This is a genomic window from Staphylococcus sp. GDX7P312P, assembly GCF_008385775.1.
Classification (GTDB): domain Bacteria; phylum Bacillota; class Bacilli; order Staphylococcales; family Staphylococcaceae; genus Staphylococcus; species Staphylococcus haemolyticus.
The window spans coordinates 1-16,125 of the sequence record NZ_VUKI01000016.1; the positions used below are offsets into that span (position 1 = coordinate 1).

Annotated in this window: 15 protein-coding genes; 9 read left to right on the forward strand and 6 right to left on the reverse strand. The window is 32.4% G+C overall.

The features are described 5' to 3' along the window. Positions 1 to 233 precede the first annotated feature (233 nt). Positions 234 to 845 carry a YktB family protein gene (locus F1592_RS04540; protein WP_011276122.1) on the reverse strand — a complete coding sequence of 204 codons (612 nt, stop codon included), beginning with the start codon at positions 843 to 845 and terminating at the stop codon, positions 234 to 236. A 179-nt stretch (positions 846 to 1,024) separates the two neighbouring features. Here F1592_RS04540 and F1592_RS04545 point away from each other — a divergent pair, with 179 nt between their 5' ends. Next, a complete protein-coding gene (locus tag F1592_RS04545; protein ID WP_037536186.1) occupies positions 1,025 to 1,840 on the forward strand; it encodes an inositol monophosphatase family protein in 816 nt (271 codons plus the stop codon). 71 nt (positions 1,841 to 1,911) lie between these two features. Here the strand turns inward: F1592_RS04545 and F1592_RS04550 are convergent, their stop codons facing one another. After that, a complete protein-coding gene (locus F1592_RS04550; protein WP_011276120.1) occupies positions 1,912 to 2,103 on the reverse strand; it encodes a DUF5325 family protein in 192 nt (63 codons plus the stop codon). 97 nt (positions 2,104 to 2,200) lie between these two features. Between F1592_RS04550 and typA the strand changes: the two genes are divergently transcribed. After that, complete coding sequence (gene typA, locus F1592_RS04555) at positions 2,201 to 4,045, forward strand: translational GTPase TypA (protein ID WP_011276119.1); 1,845 nt, start codon at positions 2,201 to 2,203, stop codon at positions 4,043 to 4,045. 114 nt (positions 4,046 to 4,159) lie between these two features. Here typA and F1592_RS04560 read toward each other — a convergent pair whose 3' ends face one another. Continuing rightward, positions 4,160 to 4,351: a YlaI family protein gene (locus tag F1592_RS04560; protein WP_037536190.1), complete on the reverse strand. Its 192-nt coding sequence runs from the start codon at positions 4,349 to 4,351 to the stop codon at positions 4,160 to 4,162. A gap of 1 nt (position 4,352) precedes the next feature. Beyond that, complete coding sequence (locus F1592_RS04565; RefSeq protein ID WP_037536192.1) at positions 4,353 to 4,838, reverse strand: hypothetical protein; 486 nt, start codon at positions 4,836 to 4,838, stop codon at positions 4,353 to 4,355. 141 nt (positions 4,839 to 4,979) lie between these two features. Here F1592_RS04565 and F1592_RS04570 point away from each other — a divergent pair, with 141 nt between their 5' ends. The 3 genes from F1592_RS04570 (at position 4,980) to F1592_RS04580 (ending at position 10,605) form a co-directional block, all read left to right on the forward strand. Continuing rightward, positions 4,980 to 5,258 (forward strand): Fpa/YlaN family protein, encoded by a 279-nt coding sequence (locus F1592_RS04570; protein WP_053017972.1) that lies wholly within the window; start codon positions 4,980 to 4,982, stop codon positions 5,256 to 5,258. A gap of 324 nt (positions 5,259 to 5,582) precedes the next feature. Beyond that, positions 5,583 to 6,809 carry a cell division peptidoglycan polymerase FtsW gene (ftsW, locus tag F1592_RS04575; RefSeq protein WP_053017973.1) on the forward strand — a complete coding sequence of 409 codons (1,227 nt, stop codon included), beginning with the start codon at positions 5,583 to 5,585 and terminating at the stop codon, positions 6,807 to 6,809. 346 nt (positions 6,810 to 7,155) lie between these two features. After that, positions 7,156 to 10,605 (forward strand): pyruvate carboxylase, encoded by a 3,450-nt coding sequence (locus F1592_RS04580; protein WP_149809525.1) that lies wholly within the window; start codon positions 7,156 to 7,158, stop codon positions 10,603 to 10,605. A gap of 166 nt (positions 10,606 to 10,771) precedes the next feature. Here the strand turns inward: F1592_RS04580 and F1592_RS04585 are convergent, their stop codons facing one another. Then, a complete protein-coding gene (locus F1592_RS04585; protein WP_053017975.1) occupies positions 10,772 to 11,686 on the reverse strand; it encodes a COX15/CtaA family protein in 915 nt (304 codons plus the stop codon). A gap of 247 nt (positions 11,687 to 11,933) precedes the next feature. Between F1592_RS04585 and cyoE the strand changes: the two genes are divergently transcribed. The 4 genes from cyoE to F1592_RS04605 all read left to right on the forward strand — a co-directional run bounded on the left by cyoE (position 11,934) and on the right by F1592_RS04605 (position 15,054). After that, on the forward strand, positions 11,934 to 12,845 hold the full coding sequence (gene cyoE, locus F1592_RS04590) for a heme o synthase (protein WP_037536202.1): 912 nt from the start codon (positions 11,934 to 11,936) through the stop codon (positions 12,843 to 12,845). Between the two features lie 29 nt (positions 12,846 to 12,874). Then, on the forward strand, positions 12,875 to 13,336 hold the full coding sequence (locus F1592_RS04595) for a DUF420 domain-containing protein (protein WP_149809526.1): 462 nt from the start codon (positions 12,875 to 12,877) through the stop codon (positions 13,334 to 13,336). Between the two features lie 195 nt (positions 13,337 to 13,531). Continuing rightward, positions 13,532 to 14,590, forward strand: a complete 1,059-nt coding sequence (locus F1592_RS04600; protein ID WP_053016979.1) for a CAP-associated domain-containing protein — start codon at positions 13,532 to 13,534, stop codon at positions 14,588 to 14,590. A gap of 26 nt (positions 14,591 to 14,616) precedes the next feature. Continuing rightward, positions 14,617 to 15,054 carry a YlbF/YmcA family competence regulator gene (locus F1592_RS04605; protein WP_037536210.1) on the forward strand — a complete coding sequence of 146 codons (438 nt, stop codon included), beginning with the start codon at positions 14,617 to 14,619 and terminating at the stop codon, positions 15,052 to 15,054. 60 nt (positions 15,055 to 15,114) lie between these two features. Here F1592_RS04605 and F1592_RS04610 read toward each other — a convergent pair whose 3' ends face one another. Continuing rightward, positions 15,115 to 16,023, reverse strand: a complete 909-nt coding sequence (locus tag F1592_RS04610) for a lysophosphatidylglycerol phospholipase D (RefSeq protein ID WP_149809527.1) — start codon at positions 16,021 to 16,023, stop codon at positions 15,115 to 15,117. Positions 16,024 to 16,125 lie beyond the last annotated feature (102 nt).

The window sequence follows — 16,125 nt, forward strand, 5'->3', positions numbered from 1 at the left end:
TGGGGCCCCGAACCCCAACTCGCTTTGCTTGTAGAATTTCATTATGAAATTCTCTTTGTTGGGGCCCGCCCACCAGGCAAGGATGACTAGAATTAAAAAAGCTTGTTACAAGTGCATTTTTAAATCAGTCAACTACTGCCAATATATATTTGTAGCCTGAGTCATTGAATTATGGCCCAGGCTCTTACTAAGGTAAACATAGTTTACAACTCATATTAAATTAAATGTTTTATTTATTCATAGAATTTTAAAAATTCATCAAAAGTTTCTTTTACGAAAGATAGGAAGGCTTTATCAGATTTTAATTCAGCATCTTTAGGAGAGAGGGAGCGTGCAACGAAAAACTCTCCTTTCTTAACATTCTTAACACGATCAATTGCTTTATGTAATTCATCGTCACTTAAATCTTTAATGTAGGATTTTTCAGGTTTCATGTGGTCTAAACTCACTTGATAGTCCTCAGGCAATTGTTTGAGCACATCAAAGTGTTTATCAAACACTTTTACACGTTCAGCTTTATCTTTACCTTCATGCATAACACCGAACATTAAAAATAAATGGTCTTTAAATAAACCAATTTGGAAATGAGGTAGCATCTTATATCCACGCTTATTTGGAGCAAAAGCTACCCATGTATCTACAGGGGGATTTACACTTCTACGAGCATGTTTTGCAACATGTGCATAAAAAGTTTCTCCAGTTTGAGAAGTGAAATATTCACTAAAATAATCTCCTAGTTGATTAAGTTGAGGTCTTACATATTCATTTAATGCTTCCATTCGAGCATCTAGGCCTTCAACTTCAAACGCTTTGAAATCTTTAGGTTTAAATGTATATTGTGTCATTAGCGTTGCTCCTTTTCAGAATAATTAATTTAAAGTTATTGTAGCACAGAATGACTCAATCATTCCAAAAGCAGAATTAAGGTTTCAAGCGTTTAAACTCACAATTATAAGGTATACAAAGATGTATAGATTATATTGCCAGAAATTCTGTATAATAGAAGACAACAGGAGATGATGATATGTCACTATATGAATTTGCACAAGGTTTAATACTAGAAGCGGGCAACAAAGTTAGAATAATGATGAAAGAAGATTTAAGTATTGAAACGAAATCGAACCCAAACGACTTAGTAACAAATGTTGATAAAGCAACTGAAAACTATATATACGATGCAATTCTAAGAAGTTATCCTGATCATCGCGTCATTGGTGAGGAAGGACATGGACATCATATGGAAGACGTCAATGGTGTGGTATGGGTTGTTGATCCAATTGATGGAACTTTAAATTTTGTTCATCAACAAGAGGGATTTGCGATTTCCATAGGTATTTATCGAGATGGCAAGCCATATGCAGGTTTAGTTTATGATGTAATGAAGGATGTACTATACCATGCTAAAGTTGGCGAAGGTGCTTTTGAAAACAATCATGAATTAAAAACCATTGATAACACGCAACTTAACCAGAGTTTAATAGGAATTAATCCAAACTGGGTTACTAAACCAAAAATGGGACCCATTTTTTCAGAAATTGTAAACCAAGCAAGAAGTTGTAGAGCTTTTGGAAGTGCGGCATTAGAAATTATAAGTGTAGCTAAAGGACAATTGGCTGCATATATCACGCCAAGATTACAACCATGGGATTTTGCAGGTGGTTTGATTATTTTAAATGAAGTTGGTGGAATTGGAAGTAATTTAATGGGTGAACCGCTCACTATTGAAAGTGCTAATTCTATTTTAGTTGGAAATAAAGCAACGCATAATGAGATTCTAGAAAATTATTTAAATCCTCATAATGAGGTATTAACAGAGTTACATCAACGTTTTAGAAAATAAAAAATGTCTCGGTCAGTCAACTTTGAAAGGTGAATTTCCTCCAAATTTTGCTACCGAGACATTTTTCTATATTAAAGCCAGTTATTTTCACGATATTTCTTTTTAAGCGTGAATCCAGCGCCAAAAGTTGCAATGAAAAGTATAAATGTTAAAATCATCATTGGAATACTACCAGCTCCAACACTGAAACTAAAAAGCACTAAAAATATTACTGCTATAATAGATAGCACCCAAAATATACCTTTAGACTTAGGTTTTTCCATCCCATACCCCACCTTTTTGTTATCTTTTGCTAATAATATGATATAATAAAAAAGTTGTAATTAAAAGTGGGAGTTTACTCGAGAAAGGAATAATAAAATGACTAATAGAAGAGAAGATGTACGTAATATTGCAATCATTGCGCACGTTGACCATGGTAAAACTACTTTAGTAGATGAATTACTAAAACAATCTGGAATTTTCAGAGAGAACGAACATGTTGACGAAAGAGCAATGGACTCTAATGACTTAGAAAGAGAACGTGGTATTACAATTCTTGCTAAAAATACTGCGATTGACTATAAAGGTACAAGAATTAACATCTTAGACACACCTGGACATGCTGACTTTGGTGGCGAAGTTGAACGTATTATGAAAATGGTTGACGGTGTTGTACTTGTTGTAGATGCTTACGAGGGAACAATGCCTCAAACACGTTTCGTACTAAAAAAAGCATTAGAACAAGATTTAAAACCCGTTGTAGTAGTAAATAAAATTGACAAACCATCAGCTAGACCTGAAGGGGTAGTAGATGAAGTTTTAGATTTATTTATCGAATTAGAAGCGAATGATGAACAATTAGACTTCCCAGTAGTATATGCATCAGCTGTCAATGGTACTGCTAGTCTTGATTCAGAGAAACAAGATGAAAACATGCAATCACTATATGAAACAATCATAGATTATGTTCCAGCGCCATTAGATAATCATGATGAACCATTACAATTCCAAGTAGCATTATTAGACTATAATGATTATGTAGGACGTATTGGTGTAGGACGCGTATTTAGAGGTAAAATGCGTGTCGGTGATAACGTGTCACTTATTAAATTAGACGGTACAGTTAAAAATTTCCGTGTGACTAAGATCTTCGGTTATTTTGGATTGAAACGTGAAGAGATCGAAGAAGCACAAGCTGGTGATTTAATTGCGGTTTCAGGAATGGAAGATATTAACGTAGGTGAAACAGTTACACCTACAGATCACCAAGAAGCTCTCCCTGTATTACGTATTGATGAACCAACTCTTGAAATGACATTCAAAGTAAATAATTCACCATTTGCAGGACGTGAGGGTGATTATGTCACTGCACGTCAAATCCAAGAACGTCTAGATCAACAACTTGAAACAGACGTTTCATTAAAAGTTACGCCAACTGATTCTCCTGATACATGGGTAGTTGCAGGTCGTGGTGAGTTACATTTATCTATCTTAATTGAGAATATGAGACGTGAAGGTTTTGAACTTCAAGTATCTAAGCCACAAGTTATTTTACGTGAAATTGACGGTGTTCTAAGTGAACCTTTCGAACGTGTTCAATGTGAAGTGCCTTCTGAAAATGCAGGTTCAGTAATTGAATCATTAGGTGCACGTAAAGGTGAAATGTTAGACATGTCGACTACTGATAACGGATTAACGCGTTTAATCTTTATGGTACCTGCTCGTGGTATGATTGGATACACAACTGAATTTATGTCTATGACTCGTGGATATGGTATTATCAACCATACATTCGAAGAGTTCAGACCTCGTGTTAAAGCACAAATTGGAGGTAGACGTAATGGTGCGCTTATCTCAATGGACCAAGGTCAAGCAACTGCATACGCTATCATCAATTTAGAAGATCGTGGTGTTAACTTCATGGAGCCAGGTACTGAAGTCTACGAAGGTATGATTGTTGGTGAACATAATCGTGAAAATGATTTAACTGTTAATATTACTAAAGCGAAACATCAAACAAACGTACGTTCAGCAACTAAAGATCAAACACAAACTATGAACCGACCAAGAATTCTTACGCTTGAAGAAGCTTTAGAATATATTAATGATGATGAACTAGTAGAGGTTACTCCTCAAAGTATTCGTTTAAGAAAGAAAATCTTAAATAAATCATTACGTGAAAAAGAAGCTAAACGTGTTAAACAAATGATGCAAGATGAGTAATTAAAGTTTATAACGTAAAATATAGTTTGAAGCATCAAATTTGAAAGCCAGTAAATGAAATTTTGTCATTTACTGGCTTTTTTGAGTAAAACCTAATTAAATTTACTAAAATAATTACAATTCTTCACTCTTAATAAAGTTAAACGGTTGGCGTTTGTTAAGACGTTGTTTTGGTCTATCTAAACGACTTTTACAATCATCGCACATAAAAGTTCTTATAGGATTATTTCGAAGTCGTTTGGCTTCAACCGTATTTTCATCAATTAAAACCTTTGTATCACAAATGATACACTGAACTTCACGCAAATTAGATCACCTCTATATGCGTAACATACTTAAATTCATGTGAGTATCCTTTTTCATCTGGGTTGAAAACAAAGCTGTCTACTGCATTATCATCATACATACGCTTTCCATCTTTCGCAAATTGGAAAAATAGATAAGGTAATAATTCTATTGGAACTTCAATTGAGGACTCATCATTAAATAATTTTATCGCAGTAGCATTGTCTTTTGGTTCTGCAATTTTAAAGAAAGGTGTCATATTGATTGCAAATGAATCTTCTAATACAGAACGCTTACGATATTTTATCTCTGAGTTTAAAGTAGGTGGATTCGTTTGACCTTCAAGAATCGCTCTATTCCATTCGCGATTATCTTCGAATCTAATTGGTTTCGTTCCTTCAAACACACCACTTTCAATGTCTTCAATTTTTACTTTTCTATCATCGAATATCCAAGTTGTACTATCCAAAGTGATAGGGAACTTGACTAAGCCTTTGATTTGAATCATTTTTTTGCCCACTCCCTAATTTCGTTCTAGTCATTATTTTATCACAATTAAATTCTTGTATTCACTGAATAAACTTGCTTTTTAAAAAGTAGTAAGATAAACTTTTGATATGAAGATATTTAATGATGGGGGGAGTATGTGATGCCGAAACAAACGAAGATGAGTAACGTGGCTTATGAACAATTAAATCAAGATGCTGATAGAATCTTACATTTAATTAAAGTTCAAATGGATAATTTAACTTTACCTTCATGCCCGTTATATGAAGAAGTTCTCGACACACAAATGTTTGGTTTACAAAAAGAAGTTGATTTTGCAGTTAAGCTTGGCTTAGTTGATAAAGAAGACGGCAAAAATTTAATGCTTCGTTTAGAAAAAGAATTATCTAAACTTCATGAAGCGTTTACAAATGTAAAATAACTATCGATTAAATATATAAGTAAAGTTTATTCATTTAATTTTCGTTTATAAATTTGAGTTATTTGTAATATTAATTACATACAAATTATCTCGTCATAGTGACTGAAATATTATGTTTATAATATTTTCAGTCATTTTATATTTTAAGCATTATTATCATATTAAATATAGAAATATTGAAAGTAATGAATAGATTTAAATTTAGTTTATATTTGTTAAACAACGAGCACAAAGTATATAATAGTTTAGACAGAAAATTTGGTTTAAAACGTAATTTTATTTACCATTATAATTTTAAAATTCTAGAATTGGATGATCATTTTTATGAGTAATTTAAAAAATATATTTAGATACATAGGTAGAACTGCTAAGTTCATCGATTATCCATTATTAATTACATACGTTGTTTTATGTCTTTTCGGTTTAATCATGGTTTATAGTGCAAGTATGGTTGCTGCAACTAAAGGGACGTTAACAGGTGGACTTGAAGTATCTGGCACGTATTTTTATAATAGACAACTCATTTACGTTATTATGAGTTTTATTGTCGTATTTTTTATCGCTTTTATATTGAATATTAAAATATTACAACAACCCAATATTCAAAAATGGATTATGATTATAATCTTCGTATTACTATTTTTAACACTTATTATAGGTAAAAATATTAACGGATCTAAAAGTTGGATAAATCTTGGATTTATGAACTTACAAGCATCGGAATTATTGAAAATTGCATTCATATTGTATATTTCATATGTAATAAGTAGAAAATTACCGCAAGTAAGAGAGAAAATTAAAGTAATTGCTGCGCCACTATTTTTAATAGGCGTATGCTTATTTTTAGTATTATTGCAAGGTGATATTGGTCAAACGTTGTTAATCATGATTATTATTGTTTCAATGTTTATTTTTGCAGGTATCGGTGTCCAAAAATTAGTAAGAGGACCGGTTTTGCTTATTGCAGGAAGTTTCATCGCGATTGCATTGCTCTTTATTGTAAGTGGAATGATGCCACATTATTTGAAAGCGCGTTTTAGTACATTAATGAACCCATTTAGTTCAGAAGCCGGTACAGGTTATCATTTAACTAACTCATTGATGGCAATTGGTAATGGTGGATTATTTGGTCGTGGTTTAGGCAATGGAATTATGAAACTTGGTTATTTACCAGAAGCACATACTGACTTTATATTTGCAGTCATTTGTGAGGAACTTGGTTTAGTAGGTGGATTATTCATCATTTGCTTATTATTCTTCATAGTTTATCGTGCTTTCGTATTAGCTACTAAAACACCATCATATTTCTATAAATTAATTTGTGTAGGCGTTGCTAGTTATATTGGCAGTCAGACTTTTGTCAATTTAGGTGGTATTTCAGCAACTATTCCATTAACTGGTGTACCTCTACCATTTATAAGTTTTGGTGGTTCATCAATGTTGAGTTTAAGTATCGCAATGGGTCTACTATTATTAGTCGCAAAACAAATAAAAATTGATGAAAAACGATCACAAAAAGCTAGAAAACAAAAACTAGGTATAACTAGATAATCTCTTAAATAAGGATGATAACCTTTACGTGAAATAAAGCTTAATTTCATGTAAAGGTTTTTTACATTTTTATGAAAATACAATATACAACGTCATTGTAAGTGGAGTATTATTATTTAAAATGATAATATAAAGTTATAACTAATGATAATTTTTAGTGATTACCACAGAAATATTTATTTTTAATAGTTTATTAATACGGAAATCATTTTCATTCCTTTTAGTTACTTTACAAAGTTTACAACAACTATTTAATAAATAAATATAGCTTTATTATTTGAGTTAGTATAAAATTTTATTATCTAATTAGTTAGAATATTCAAACTTTAAAAGGGGAGTGCCTTTTTTGAAAAATATAAAAAAATTATTAGTAGCTAATCGTGGCGAAATTGCAATTAGAATTTTTAGGGCAGCAACAGAATTAAATATTAAAACAGTGGCAATATACTCAAATGAAGATAAAAACGCTTTGCATAGATATAAAGCAGACGAATCTTATTTAGTAGGAAAGGATTTGGGGCCAGCCGAAAGTTATCTAAACATTGAACGTATTATAGATGTAGCTAAACGAGCTGGTGTAGATGCCATTCATCCTGGTTATGGTTTTTTAAGTGAAAATAAACAATTTGCACAACGTTGTGATGAAGAAGGAATTAAATTCATTGGTCCGCATATAGAACATTTAGATATGTTTGGAGATAAAGTGAAAGCTAGAACAACTGCAATAAATGCTAATTTGCCTGTTATTCCCGGTACAGATGGACCGATTGAAAACTTTGAAGCAGCAAAAGCATTTGCTCAAGAAGCTGGCTTTCCTTTAATGATTAAAGCTACGAGTGGTGGTGGCGGTAAAGGGATGCGTATCGTACGTGAAGAAGGAGAATTAGAAGACGCATTCCATCGAGCTAAATCTGAAGCCGAAAAGTCATTTGGTAATAGTGAAGTATATATTGAAAGATACATAGATAATCCCAAACATATTGAAGTACAAATTATTGGGGATGAATATAGTAATATTGTTCACTTATATGAACGTGATTGTTCGGTGCAACGTCGTCATCAAAAGGTAGTGGAAGTAGCTCCTTCAGTTGGCTTATCAAAAGAATTACGAGAACGAATTTGTGATGCAGCATTACAATTAATGAATAATATCAAATATGTTAACGCAGGTACGGTAGAATTCTTAGTATCAGGGGATGAGTTCTTCTTTATTGAAGTTAATCCTCGAGTTCAAGTAGAACATACAATAACTGAAATGATTACTGGTATAGATATTGTTAAAACTCAAATTTTAGTTGCTGATGGTGCTAACTTATTTGATGAACGCGTTTCTATGCCACAACAAGAAGAAATTCAAACATTAGGTTATGCAATTCAATGTCGTATAACAACTGAAGATCCATCTAATGACTTTATGCCAGATTCAGGTACTATTATCGCTTATCGATCTAGTGGTGGTTTTGGTGTACGTTTAGATGCTGGTGACGGTTTCCAAGGTGCAGAAATATCTCCTTATTATGATTCACTATTGGTTAAGTTATCAACACATGCGGTTACATTTAAACAAGCTGAAGAAAAGATGGAACGCTCTCTTCGTGAAATGCGTATACGTGGTGTGAAAACTAACATTCCGTTTCTAATTAATGTGATGCGTAATGATCAATTCCGCAGTGGGGATTATACGACTAAATTTATAGAAGAAACACCCGAATTATTTAATATTGCACCAACTCTAGATCGTGGTACAAAAACGTTAGAATATATCGGTAATGTAACGATTAACGGTTTCCCTAATGTTGAAAAAAGACTCAAACCTGATTATGAATCGACAGCTATACCACAAGTGCCACATAGTAAAATTAATACGTTGAACGGAACGAAACAGCTGCTAGATAGTAAGGGACCTAAAGCAGTAGCTGATTGGGTACGAGAGCAAAACGACGTATTAGTCACTGATACTACTTTTCGTGATGCACACCAATCACTCTTAGCAACTCGCGTTCGTACTAAGGATATGATGAATATTGCTTCTAAAACTGCTGAAGTGTTTAAAGATAGTTTCTCTTTAGAAATGTGGGGAGGCGCAACATTTGATGTCGCTTACAACTTTTTAAAAGAAAATCCATGGGAACGACTTGAAAGATTACGTAAAGCAATTCCCAATATTTTATTCCAAATGTTATTACGTGCTTCAAATGCAGTTGGCTATAAAAATTATGCTGATAATGTGATTGAAAAGTTCGTAAAAGAAAGTGCGAATGCAGGCGTAGATGTCTTTAGAATTTTCGACTCACTTAACTGGGTAGATCAAATGAAAGTTGCAAATGAAGCGGTTCAAAATGCAGATAAGATTTCTGAAGGTGCAATCTGTTATACCGGTGATATATTAAATCCTGAACGTTCAAATGTATTTACACTTGAATACTATGTAAAATTAGCAAAAGAACTTGAACGTGAAGGGTTCCATATCTTAGCAATTAAAGACATGGCAGGATTGTTAAAACCTAAAGCAGCATATGAACTTATCGGAGAATTAAAATCTGCGATAAATTTACCGATACATTTACACACACACGATACAAGTGGAAATGGTCTACTTATCTATAAAGAAGCGATAGATGCAGGTGTAGATATCATTGATACAGCTGTTGCTTCAATGAGTGGTTTAACAAGTCAACCTAGCGCCAATTCGTTGTATTATGGATTAAATGGTTTTAATCGAAATCTAAGAGCAGATATTGAAGGATTAGAAGAACTCAGTCACTATTGGAGTACTGTGCGTCCATACTACAGTGACTTTGAAAGTGACATTAAGTCTCCTAACACCGAAATTTATCAACATGAAATGCCTGGTGGACAATATTCAAATTTAGGGCAACAAGCAAAAAGTTTAGGTTTAGGTGAACGTTTCCACGAGGTCAAAGATATGTATCGACGTGTTAATTTCTTATTTGGCGATATCGTAAAAGTAACGCCATCATCTAAAGTTGTAGGTGATATGGCCCTTTATATGGTGCAAAATGACTTGGATGAGCAATCAGTCATCAAAGAAGGCCATAAGTTAGACTTCCCTGAATCGGTTGTATCTTATTTCAAAGGTGATATAGGTCAGCCAGTCAATGGCTTTAATAAGGAATTGCAAGATGTCATCCTCAAAGGTCAACAACCACTAACAGAACGTCCAGGTGAGTATTTAGATCCTGTGAATTTTGATGAAATCAGACAAGAACTTGAAGCAAAAGATTATGGTGAAGTGACTGAACAAGATGTAATCAGTTATGTATTATATCCAAAAGTATTTGATCAGTTTATGCAAACAAAACAACAATATGGTGACTTATCATTATTAGATACGCCAACGTTCTTCTTCGGTATGCGTAATGGTGAAACAGTTGAAATAGAGATTGATACTGGTAAACGATTAATTATTAAACTTGAAACAATTAGTGAGCCGGATGAAAATGGTTATCGAACAATTTATTATGTTATGAATGGTCAAGCACGTCGTATTTCTATAAAAGATGAAAATATTAAAACAAATACAAACTTGAAACCTAAAGCTGACAAATCAAATCCTAATCATATTGGTGCTCAAATGCCTGGTTCGGTAACTGAAGTTAAAGTTACAGTTGGTGAAGAAGTAAAAGTAAACCAACCTTTATTAATTACAGAAGCGATGAAGATGGAGACAACGATTCAAGCACCATTCAATGGAACTATAAAACAAGTAACGGTTGTAAACGGCGATGCGATTGCAACAGGGGACTTACTAATTGAAATTGAAAAAGCAGATTAAAATCAAAATTTATTTTAAAAATGAGCTGATTAATAGATTTCATATTGAAGTTTGAATAGATTGAGTCAGTGGAGTAATAAATATTTATAAACGTCATCGTTAATAAAATTTTAAAATAAAAAGGAGATGTGAATGAACCATTCACATCTCCTTTTATACTAATAGGTTATTTGATTTTTTCACTTCTAATGGTACGTAGCATTAACATAATAAAGTAAGCTATCATACCGAATAATATTGTGATAAATAAAGCGTGTAAAAGTGCAATGAATAAATTTACATTAGTCATTACAGATAGAGCCCCAGTAATTACTTGTAAGATGATAAGGATAAATGCAGTTGTATACCCATATCGAATTGTTCTATTCTCAGAGTAATTTTTAACTGCATGAATAAACGTTATCATTATCCAGAAGAACGTTATAAATGCCATACCACGATGCGCAAATTGTACCCAATCTTGCTCTGTATGTGGAATGATGTCATGGAAAGGTAAAGGCCAGCCTCCATATGCTAAACTTGCTTTTGCATGTCTAACTAAAGCACCAGTATAAATCGTTAAATATACAATACCTGTCATCATCCATGTTAATTTTCTTAATGGCTTTCTGATATATAGTTCATCAGCTTCATATTTTTTATCGACTTCAAAAATGATAAGCATTAAAACAAACACTGAAGAGAAACTGATTAAAGATATACCGAAGTGCAGTGCTAATACGTATGAATTTTGTTGCCAAATGACAGCTGCTGCACCAATCAATGCTTGAACTAGTAAAAATGCAATACTAATAATTGCTAATGGCTTTACCTCTCTAATATAGCCAATATGTTTCCATGCTGTAATAGCTAACCACAGTACAACGATTAATGATAAACCAGAGACGGCACGATGACTTAATTCGATAATTGTATCGATGGGTAAATTTTGAGGGAGTAATGCACCGTGACATAAAGGCCAAGATGATCCACATCCATCTTCCGAGCCGGTCTTAGTAACTAATGCACCACCAAGTTGTACAAATGCCATTATGATAGTTGCTAATACAGATAACCACTTAAGGTTTCGTTTGTTAAACAATGTTATACACCCCATCATTAATCAAGAGTATTTTGATAATGTAGATAAATTAGTACTGAATGCTCTTAATTAATGTCTATTTTTATTACAATTTTATTATTAAAATAATTATACAACAATAGGAACTAACAAAAAATTAGTGAAGTAGAATGTCGTTAAAGTGTCACAATTAAATTTGATATAAACTAGTCAATTTTTAGTAATTGCTATATCATAGTATTATATGAAAATTTTAAGGAGGGGGATCATGAGCAAAGAGCAAACTTTGTCACAACCATCGAGCCGTGTATCGTTTAAAGAGTTACAACAAATTATTAAGATGGGTTTAGTTCAAGGTAACTTAATTCCTGCATTTGCAGGTGCTTGGTTAGCTGTTGTGATGAGCAATCATTCCTTCCTATCGTCAATACCTCAAATTCTATTAATGTTGATTGGATCAACATTAATTATGGGTGGCGCTTGTGCATTAAATAATTATTATGATCAAGATATTGACCGAATAATGCCAAGTAAGCAAAATAGACCGACAGTTAATGATAGAATTTCAGATAAAAATTTATTAATTTTAAGTTTTGGTATGATGTTAGTAGGAGAAGCTTGTTTATTCTTATTAAATGTACCATCAGGTGTACTAGGACTCATCGGCATTGTGGGTTATGTGTCTTATTATTCAATTTGGTCTAAAAGACATACAACTTGGAACACAGTAGTAGGGAGTTTTCCGGGTGCAGTACCACCATTAATTGGTTGGGTTGCTATTGATGGAAATATAAGTCTTATTGCAATTGCATTATTTTTAGTTGTTTTTTGTTGGCAACCAATTCATTTCTATGCTTTAGCAATTAAACGAAGTGATGAATATTCATTAGCTAATATACCTATGTTACCATCTGTTAAAGGATTTAAACGTACTAGAATAAGTATGTTTATCTGGTTAGTCTTTTTACTTCCACTACCATTTCTATTATCAAGTCTCGGAACAACATTTGTAGTATTAGCGACATTGCTTAATTTAGGTTGGCTATATGTTGGTTTAACTTCTTTTAAGAAAGCGACAGATCAAACTAAATGGGCAACAAAAATGTTTATTTACTCCCTAAATTATTTAGTAGTATTTTTCGTTTTAGTTGTTGTTATCTCACTGATAAAAATGATTTAAAATATACAAATTAAATAAGGATGAAACATATGAATTTACCAATTCTACCGACGATTAGTACAAGTTGTATTGTGATTAGTGCTATCTTTGTTGCCATTGGATGGTGGCAAATCTGGCATAGAGATATAGATAAGCACAAGAAAACAATGTTATGGGCAGCAATCTTTGCATTAGCTTTCTTTATTATCTATGCATCAAGAACTATATTTATAGGTAATACAGATTTCGGGGGACCAGACTCAGTTAGAACGTATTATAAAATTTTCTTAATTTTCCACATTAATTTAGCTACAATTGGTGGCGTTCTAGGGTTAATTCAAATTATTACAGCATATAAAGATAAATTTAAATGGCACAGAAAAGCAGGTCCAATTGCATCAGTTATATGGTTCTTTACAGCTATCACTGGTGTAGCAGTTTACTTACTTTTATATGTATTTTACCCAGGTGGAGAAACGACTTCACTAATTAAAGCAACATTAGGATTATAATCGAATTTATTGTAACAAATTAAATACAAATTGATTGAGACTAAGACGTCATTGTCTTAGTCTTTTTTGTAACATCAATATTAATTTATTTGTAAAAGGATGACTTGGTAAAAGTAGTAATGTTAAGTAGGATGTCTTGATTAATAAAATAGTTATTTTGTACAATAGATATAATTCAAAATAGGTGGGTGAAAGATGGCAAAATTAATAATTAAAGTTTTAGGTGTAATATTTTTAGTATTATTTCTTATATATTTATTTTACTCACCAAGACTTAAATTTGATGTATTAGAAAATCCCAATAAAACTGTTTCAACTAATCATTCAGAACAAGCGCCTAAGACACATAACACCAGTGAAAATCCATCACCAAAAGAGGGTGTAGGTACTTGGATTGGTAAAGATATAGATGATTTAACTGATAAATTTGGTCAAGCAAGTCGTACATATCCATTTAAAGGGCACTATATGAATTACGTATTTAAAAAAGATGAACAATATTATATTGTTTCAACTAAAGAAAATAAAATAAAATCAGTTTATGCAACGGGAAGTAAAGCTAATGTTGCCCCTTTAAAAATTAATGAGAGTGCATCACATATTTTTGAAAATACAAGTATTAACCCGGACCCTTCTATTAAAGTGAATGGTCAAAGTTATAATTTCGAATTATCTGATGAAGATATAAAAACACAAACATTGATTAAATATGGAAATGTTTTTGCACAAGTTTATGTGGATCAACAATCGAATCAAATTATGGGTATTCGCTTTCTTGATAAAGAAGCACTAGCATTTCTTAAGCCATATCCTTTAGCTAATGAATCTGATGATAACTATAATGAAGAAGATTTTGATAGAGCTAAGAAAGATAATCTTCCTTATGAACAAAATCCTAATCAATTAATGACGCTATATGAAATTACGAATGAGATGAGAAAGTTAAAAAATATTAAACCACTAAAAGTCAATTCAGATATAGCTCACATTGCATCAGTAAACTTATATGAAGCAACAGGTTCTAATGATGTTGAATTTACTGAGGATGCTTTGAAAAGCCAATTAAGCAACGAAAACATTTCATTTATTTCTACAAGCCAAAATGTCGGATATGATTTTGATGATGTACCGACACTAATTCATAGTTGGATGAATTCTGATATGCACCGTTCTAGAATGTTGAATACTAAATATGAGGAAATGGGCGGAGAAGTTATGAAAGATTATTATTCACTTATTTTTCTAGAGAAATAATCTATTTATGAAAGGGGAACCATACATTGTATACAGAAGAAACAATGTCAATTCTTGATGATATAGAAGGACTATCGGATATGATTGTTCAATCTGAACTTTATCATGATTTTCGCGCAGCACAAGAGATGCTAAACAATGATGATGAAGCACATCTTATGTATCAGGCTTTTTTGAAATCTAAAGTTGCTTATGATGAAGTTATGCGTTTTGGGAAATATCATCCTGATTATCAAAAGGTTATGTTAGAAACAAGAAGACGTAAAAGAGCTTATGAAATGTTACCAGTCGTCATGGATTACAAATCTAAAGAGGTAGCTCTACAAAATTTAATTGATGAAGTAGTAAGTAAAATAGCATTTTCAGTTTCGGAAAATGTCAAAATTGAAGCGGGAAATCCATTCTTTAAAACAGGTCATGATGGATGTGCGACAGGTGGTACTTGTAATTGTAGTTTGTCATAAAATAAGGAGAAAGAAATCAAATGCAATATGATTTCTTTCTCCTTTTACTTTATAGCGCGTTTATTTCTCAATGTTGAGACTTGATTTGAATTGTTTACCTAAATCTGGGCGATCTGTTACTAAAGTATGAACACCTTTATGATATAAATCGGTCATAAGGTCAGTGCTATTAATTCCGTAAAATCCAGGCACTATATTTAATAAGTTTAACCATTGAATAAAACGTTTAGAAGTCAATGGAATACCTTTAAATTGGGTCGGCATTTGAAATGTATCAGCAACGGGTTGATACTTATTTCCTAATCCTAAATTAAATTTGATAAATCCTTCTGCAACTTCTTTTTGACTTGCTCCAATAGCAACTTGTCCTTTACTTAATTCTCTAAAGCGATCATTTTGTTCTTTGTAGAAGCTAGTTACAAGTACGCGATCTTGTGCTTGATTATTAATAATATCTTCATACATTTTTGTTGGCGCAACTGTTCCTTCATAACTATCTGGTGCATCTTTTAAATCAACATTAATATACATATTAGGATACATTTTTAAAAGCTCATCAAAAGTTAAAATTTTTGCTTTTTGATGACCGCGATATGGAAATTGGCCATTAATATCTTTAAAGTGATAACCAGCATCTAAACGCTTTAATTCTGAAACTCTATGATCACTTACTTTGCCTGAACCATTTGTAGTACGATCTACAGTGGCATCGTGAAAGACAATTAGTTTTTCATCTTTAGTAAGTCGAACATCCGTTTCAAAACCATCTAACTTGTTAGCGACGGCGTTATCGAATGCCAATTGTGTTTGCTCAGGTCTCACTGCCATGCCGCCTCTATGTGCAAAAATGTATGGTGCCTTATCATTAAAGAATTTAGGGATTTCTTTAGTTTTATTTACTTTACTACCTTTATTTATAAAAAATAAGCTACCCAAAAAGCTAACGCTCGCTAAACTTAAATTAAGAATCCATCGTTTTTTTGATCGTCATTTATATTGCCTCCTTGTTATTATTGAATTAAGCGTACCAAACTTCACACCAACGAAAAAGTAAATAGCTATTTGATACAC